Below are 6,020 nucleotides of genomic sequence, written 5' to 3'. Positions count from 1 at the left end.
CTGCGCGGGGTGACCGCGAGCATCCCGATCGGCACCTTCACCTGCATCACCGGCGTGTCGGGATCGGGCAAGTCGAGCTTCACGAGCGACACGCTCTATGCGGCGGCCGCGCGCCCGCGCAACGGCGCGCGCATCCTGTCGGGCAAGCACGACAAGATCACCGGGCTGCAATATCTCGACAAGGTCATCGACATCGACCAGTCGCCGATCGGCCTCACCCCGCGGTCGAACCCGGCGACCTATACCGGCGCCTTCACCCAGATCCGCGACTGGTTCGCCGGCCTGCCCGAGAGCCAGGCGCGCGGCTACAAGCCCGGGCGGTTCAGCTTCAACGTCAAGGGCGGCCGGTGCGAGGCGTGCCAGGGCGACGGCGTGCTCAAGATCGAGATGCACTTCCTGCCCGACGTCTATGTGACGTGCGACGTGTGCCACGGGGCGCGCTACAATCGCGAGACCTTGGAAGTGAAGTTCAAGGGCCAGTCGATCGCCGACGTGCTCGACATGACGGTCGAGGACGCCGCCGAATTCTTCAAGGCGGTGCCGCCGATCCGCGACAAGATGGAGATGCTGGTCGAGGTCGGGCTCGGCTATATCAAGGTCGGCCAGCAGGCGACGACGCTATCGGGCGGCGAGGCGCAGCGCGTGAAGCTGGCCAAGGAGCTCAGCCGCCGCGCGACCGGCAACACGCTCTACATCCTCGACGAGCCGACCACCGGCCTGCATTTCGAGGACGTCCGCAAGCTGCTCGAAGTGCTCCATGCTCTGGTCGAGCAGGGCAATACGGTGGTGGTGATCGAGCACAATCTCGACGTCATCAAGACGGCGGACTGGATCATCGACCTGGGGCCCGAGGGGGGTGTTAAGGGCGGCGAGATCGTCGCGGTCGGGACGCCGGAAGAGGTGGTGACGAAGGAGCGGAGCTTTACCGGCAAGTACCTTGCGCCGTTGTTGCGGGGGAAGGATGGGAAGGTGAAGGCTAAGCGGGAGGTTGTGGCGGCGGAGTGAGCTATGCTGCGAGGGCTTGCTCTGCCGGACATTACTTGGCTGCTACCTCCGCTCCAGGAGGCAGCAGTTGCACGTCTGCCCCATAAGCTTTTGTCTCGATGAACCGCTTTCTGTGGAATTCGGCGAGGCGCTTATTGAATGTCGATCGCACTCCGTGATCGAGCCAAGGAAACAAGTCGGCCTGGCTCGCACGGCCTTCAGCGGAAGCCAGCAGCAGAATAACGCGCTTATCCAGTGAAATGCCGGTGTTCAGGACACGGCGCACTTCTGCATCGGACCAAACCGCAGGCGATGCGTATTGGCTGATCGAATCAACCGTACTTTGCGTAATCTGCTCCGAAACATTATGAAATTCCGGCGATTTAGTAGATGTTTGCACAGCCCCTACAGAGGGACGCACATATAGGTCGGCTGGCTAACCACAATCGCCCCTTGGGCTTCCGCGTCACGTCTCGATATGGCTAGCCCCTCATCCAGAACCGCCTTTGCTGCCTCACAACGCGCCTTGGTCGGATACTGGCGGTTCGGTCCCTTGCCGCCCGCAAGCTCATACGTCATCGCGGGCGGCTCTGCCGCGACCGGCTTGGCGTCGGCCTTCGCCTCATCGGCGCGTATCTCGTTGACGATCTGATCCTGCCCTTGCTCCAGCGCACGCACCCGCACGCGAAGGTCATCAAGCTCGGCCTTGTCCGCGCTCGGCTGCTGCGGCTGGCACGCGGTCAGCGCGAGGATCGCGACCAGCGCGATGCGCTTCACTTGGTAGCCTTTTTCTTTGCATGCTTGGGCTTGGTCGCATCGGGGTCAGGAATCGCGAACAGGCCACGAAGCGCATCGCCTGTGGATAATGGTGCAAGGCTGACCGGGGCGTCATATTCGACTTTGCTGCCCTTGCGTGTTTTGGCGTTTTCGCCTACATGCATCCCACCTGTGGTCTTTGAAGGTGAGTCGGGCATGGCGTTCGATCCGGAATCTGTTGACTTGACGCCCATCATAGCAGCGATCCGCGCGGCGTTGAAGGATGCGTATGTTGCCGGTGGCAAAGCCAAGGCGACCGAAGTGTTGCTCGCGCTCGGCGGGACGATCCCGGCGGGTGAGATCGAGCAGCGTGCCGACGCTACGATAACCAAGATTCGATCCCCGAGCGGCAAGGCTCCGCGCGGCACTGTGCCGCGGGTTCTGGATCAGATGCTGACGGATCGTCCCGGCCTGACGATCCTCGAATATGAGGCGCTCGCGCCAGAGTATGATGATCGCATTTCGATCCGCAGCGTCGGAAACGAGCTTCGCCGGTTCGAGGGCACCAAGTACGAACGAGATCGTCCAGGAGGATACCAGTGGTTCCTCAAGGGCCAGAAAGACAAGGGGTCGGACACCCCCGGCAAGGCAGCGTCCGACCCCCTGTTTCCAACACTCTAATCAAGGAGACCCATTATGGAGCCGCCTTAATCCGAATTGACGGGCGTGCGGGACGTTAGGAGCGTTCCGCCGTTCCATCCGGCCCCGTGGCGAAATTGGTAGCACGCAGCGGCCTTGGAAGCCGTGGTCTAGGGACGTGCGGGTTCAAGTCCCGCCGGGGCCACCATTATCTACGCCAAAACACGTGAATCTGCAAGGGGCTGGTCCTATCCGACCAGTCCCTTGTAGGTCAGGCGGCGTCCGCAGGCCGGGCCGATAACCGATACCGTGCGGTTACCGTCGCGGTCCTTAAGGGTGTTCCAGCGGCGGTCAAACTCGGCCAAGTATTTCGGAATGTGCTAATCCGAAATGTGGTGGAACGTGCGATGATGCCGCGCTTCAAGAGGCTGTGATAGCTCTCCGCAAAGTTCGTATGGGTGATGGCACCTCGCACAAAGGTCTTGCTGTGATCGACCGTAAGGTGGCCGTGAAAGTGGTCCGAAAGCCCCTCATAAGGGTTACGGTGGCAGTTTACTAAATGCACCAAACTCTCCCCGACGGGGCATAAACTAACCCACCTACCCCGCCACGCCTCCTTCAACCCCCGCCCGCTGCGGCGCCCTGTACCCCGGCCTCTTGTCCGGCCGCCACAGGAAGCGGCGCTCGCGATTGGCGAGGATCCTGGCGCGCGCCGCGGGTAGCGCTTCCAGCGCCTCGTCCGGGAGCATGTCGCCCTTCGCGGTATTGCACAGCAGGCACGCCGCCACGGTATTGGCTTCGCTATCCTCGCCGCCGCGCGACCGCGGCACGACATGGTCGAGTGTCGCCCGGTCCATCGGGTCGATGTAGCGCGGGTCGAAGGTCAGGTCGCAATAATGACACTTGCCGCCCTGTCGCTCGAGATGCGCCGTCAGCCAGCGCCGCCGCTCGGCCCAGGGGTCTTCCGGGCCCGCGTGCAACAACCACGCCGCGTCGATTTCCGCCTGTCGCCGCGCCTCGTCCATGACGCCAGCCTGTCATGTCGCATGAGGCCGCGCAATCGTTCGGTCACTTCGACAGTTCGCCAGAGTTACGGTGCGGAGCGTCGCGTCAGGGATAGAAGAGCGGCGGCGTCAAGACTTGTCGGCAGCGCCCACGATCGGACGCGGCACCCATATGGTGCATGATAATCCGTTGCCTCCCGCCATGCCGTCGGGCCGCCGAATTTGCTTGAAGCAGGCGCCAAGCGGGAAGTCGCGGCCGAGCCATCGACCCTCGTCGGGCGTATCCTGCTCATAGGATTTTATTTTTGCGCGCTCCAAAAATTTCCAGAGCCGCGCGGCCGTGTCGCCAGCGCAGATATATTTTTGGCTGTCGTCCGTTTCGGTCACGGAGTTCGTCGCAACTGCGCTTTCCAGGCACGCTTCCACCAGACCGGGAACCTGCTCGGGAAAGTCAGGCTCGCGTGGGTCGGCGATTAGCATTGCGATAACAGGGATCAGCATCATTCCACGATCTTATGTCGCGTCTGCCGGCTCGGACAAGCTCGCAGTCTACCGATATAGCGGCCCGCTGAAACGTCACGTCGCGGCCGAATCGGGCAAAGATTCCCGTGACCTATCGGCCGCGATCGTGATATCGAGCCCGCAAAGGGAGGCATGTTTTGCGCCTGATCATCGCTTTATTGCTGCCGTGGTTGCTGTTCTTCACGATCGGACGCCCCCTCGCCGGGTTCGTCTGTCTCGCGCTGCAGATCACATTGGTCGGCTGGCTGCCGGCCGCGATCTGGGCGGTCTATTCGCTCAGCCAATACAAGACCGACCAGAAGATCGACGCATTCCGGCGCGAGCAATTTCGCTGATCGCGGGGTAGGCCGCGCGCTCGGGCGACGCCGTGGGTAGCCCGGCGGTCCGTCGCGCCGCCCTCATCGAAGCTCCTGCGCCAGCCCGATCAGCAGCCCTTCCGGCCCGCGGATGTAGCAGAGCCGGTACACGCCCTGATAATCGACCACGTCCCCCACGAGCCGCGCGCCGTGAGGGCGCAGCCGCTCCAGCGTCTCGTCCAGATCGCCCACCGCGAACATCACGCGCAAATACCCCAGCGCATTGACCGGCGCGTTGCGATGATCCGCGACGACCGCCGGCCGCAGGAAGCGCGACAGTTCCAACCGGCTATGCCCGTCCGGCGTGCGCATCATGGCGATCTCGACACGCTGGTCGCCCAGGCCGGTGACGCGGCCGGCCCATTCGCCGTCGATCGTCGCCCGCCCTTCGAGCTCGAGGCCGAGTTCGCGAAAGAAATCCACGGCCGCGTCGAGGTCCTCGACGACGATCCCGACATTGTCCATTCGTTTGAGCGCCATGCGTCCGCTCCGATGCGGTGGTTCGAGGCGACGGAGGGTAAAGGCGCCGGCGGACGGCGCAAGCGCCGGGCCGGGGGTGGGAGCGGCCGGCGGCTGGGACGCCGCCGGCCGGACATTGCTTGGCGCCAGGATCGGCAGCGCCGACCCGTCGGCGACCGGCCTCAGCGCCAGCGGCGCTGGCGGTCGTGGCGCTGGATGCGGATCGAGTCGCTCAGCGCGTTGTACCGGCGATCGAGGTCGCGACGCTCGGTCCAGGTCAGGCCATTGCGGCTATAACGCCATTCGAGCCGCTGAAGATTGGCGAAGCGCGTGCGCAGGCGCGACGCCTCGCCGCGGGTCAACGCGCCGTTGCGGACGCCCATGTCGATGCGGCGCTCGATATTCGTCTTGCGCTGGTTCATCGACTGCCAGCCTTGCGCGCTGGCGGCGGAAGGAACGAGGACGGCCAGGGTCGCGGCCGCCGCGAGGGCGGAGGCGATCTTCATATTGGACTCCTGTGGTTGCGACACCAGGATGCGGTGACCCCTGAGGTATGCGCGAACGCCCCTGAATGTTCCGTGGCTCGCGGATTTCGGTGAGGTTAAGGTGTTCGGGCGGCTGGGGAAATGTGCCGTGCGACTGGTGGGCGACGGTGTTTGACGGCGGGGGGCTCACCGGTCATGCGGCGGGCGTCTGCTGCTCTTCGGGTCAGGGGGCAATGGGCTGCATCCGTGGTTTGATTGCCTGCGGGGTCAACAGACCCTCACCCTTCCCACCGCCTACGGCGGCGGGCCCCGCGACGGGTCGACCATGCCCCCGGCATGGTCTGGACAGCGCGGGGCGCTGTCCACCCGTCGCGCCTCTCCCGCATGCGGGCGCATCAGGCCGGTCATGCCCCCGGAATGACCTAAACAGCGCGGGGCGCTGTTTACCTAATGCGGGAGGGAGGCGCTAAGCGGCCGGAAGGGTGAGGGTCTGTCAGCCCAGGCTGCAGACTCGGCGATCGCCAGCCGGAGCTGGGTCATCGCACCACGCCCTTACCCCGACGCGACACGTCCACCTCCCCCGCAACGCTTCGCCGCGATGCGGCACCGCGCCACCCTCGGCCTGCCCCGTCGAGACGATCAACGGCTTTTCCGGTCGGGGCCCGGGCGCCCTTGCCCGCGTTCTTTGCGCGCCGCCGCCGGTCGGCGCGCGCGATCGGCGGCGGCGCTCCTGATGACGAGGTGTATCATGAAACCAACGACAGGGCTGGCCCTGCTCGCTGCCGCGCTCTCCATCGCGGCGGCGGCGCCGGCGG

General features: G+C 64.7%; 10 protein-coding genes and 1 tRNA gene. 4 read left to right on the top strand and 7 right to left on the bottom strand.

Annotated elements, in window-relative coordinates; all coding sequences use genetic code 11:
- Positions 1 to 1,005 (top strand): ATP-binding cassette domain-containing protein (locus tag ACTHJR_RS04940; RefSeq protein WP_440522013.1); only part of this gene is annotated, 1,005 nt, incomplete at its 5' end.
- Between the two features lie 31 nt (positions 1,006 to 1,036).
- On the opposite strand, the gene ACTHJR_RS04935 is transcribed toward ACTHJR_RS04940, so the two are convergent.
- Genes ACTHJR_RS04935 through ACTHJR_RS04925 form a run of 3 tightly spaced genes read right to left on the bottom strand, consistent with a single transcriptional unit; the run spans position 1,037 to position 1,958 of the window.
- On the bottom strand, positions 1,037 to 1,384 hold the full coding sequence (locus tag ACTHJR_RS04935) for a hypothetical protein (RefSeq protein WP_440522012.1): 348 nt from the start codon (positions 1,382 to 1,384) through the stop codon (positions 1,037 to 1,039).
- Between the two features lie 5 nt (positions 1,385 to 1,389).
- Positions 1,390 to 1,761: a hypothetical protein gene (locus tag ACTHJR_RS04930; RefSeq protein WP_440522011.1), complete on the bottom strand. Its 372-nt coding sequence runs from the start codon at positions 1,759 to 1,761 to the stop codon at positions 1,390 to 1,392.
- Positions 1,758 to 1,958, bottom strand: coding sequence for a hypothetical protein (locus ACTHJR_RS04925; protein WP_440522010.1), 201 nt, complete (start codon positions 1,956 to 1,958; stop codon positions 1,758 to 1,760). Before ACTHJR_RS04925 ends, ACTHJR_RS04930 begins: the two co-directional genes overlap by 4 nt.
- Here ACTHJR_RS04925 and ACTHJR_RS04920 point away from each other — a divergent pair.
- Both ACTHJR_RS04920 and ACTHJR_RS04915 read left to right on the top strand, forming a co-directional pair.
- Complete coding sequence (locus ACTHJR_RS04920; RefSeq protein WP_440522009.1) at positions 1,957 to 2,421, top strand: hypothetical protein; 465 nt, start codon at positions 1,957 to 1,959, stop codon at positions 2,419 to 2,421. The genes ACTHJR_RS04925 and ACTHJR_RS04920 overlap by 2 nt on opposite strands.
- Before the next feature lie 80 nt (positions 2,422 to 2,501).
- Positions 2,502 to 2,587 (top strand) — tRNA-Pro (locus tag ACTHJR_RS04915).
- Between the two features lie 391 nt (positions 2,588 to 2,978).
- Here the strand turns inward: ACTHJR_RS04915 and ACTHJR_RS04910 are convergent.
- On the bottom strand, positions 2,979 to 3,404 hold the full coding sequence (locus ACTHJR_RS04910) for an HNH endonuclease (RefSeq protein ID WP_440522008.1): 426 nt from the start codon (positions 3,402 to 3,404) through the stop codon (positions 2,979 to 2,981).
- Between the two features lie 108 nt (positions 3,405 to 3,512).
- Entirely contained in the window at positions 3,513 to 3,887 is a 375-nt protein-coding gene (locus ACTHJR_RS04905; protein WP_440522007.1) for a hypothetical protein, read from the bottom strand.
- A gap of 155 nt (positions 3,888 to 4,042) precedes the next feature.
- On the opposite strand from ACTHJR_RS04905, the gene ACTHJR_RS04900 reads away from it, so the two are divergent.
- Positions 4,043 to 4,240, top strand: a complete 198-nt coding sequence (locus ACTHJR_RS04900; protein WP_440522006.1) for a YqaE/Pmp3 family membrane protein — start codon at positions 4,043 to 4,045, stop codon at positions 4,238 to 4,240.
- 63 nt (positions 4,241 to 4,303) lie between these two features.
- Here the strand turns inward: ACTHJR_RS04900 and ACTHJR_RS04895 are convergent, their stop codons facing one another.
- The gene (locus ACTHJR_RS04895) at positions 4,304 to 4,741 is read right to left on the bottom strand and encodes a VOC family protein (protein ID WP_440522005.1); all 438 of its coding nucleotides are present in this window, start codon (positions 4,739 to 4,741) and stop codon (positions 4,304 to 4,306) included.
- Between the two features lie 161 nt (positions 4,742 to 4,902).
- Entirely contained in the window at positions 4,903 to 5,226 is a 324-nt protein-coding gene (locus ACTHJR_RS04890; RefSeq protein ID WP_440522004.1) for a hypothetical protein, read from the bottom strand.
- Between the last annotated feature and the right edge of the window lie 794 nt (positions 5,227 to 6,020).

It is taken from the genome of Sphingomonas sp. (assembly GCF_051962185.1).
GTDB lineage: Bacteria > Pseudomonadota > Alphaproteobacteria > Sphingomonadales > Sphingomonadaceae > Sphingomonas.
Note: the sequence above shows the minus strand (reverse complement) of the source record. Positions and strands in the feature narration are given on the sequence as shown.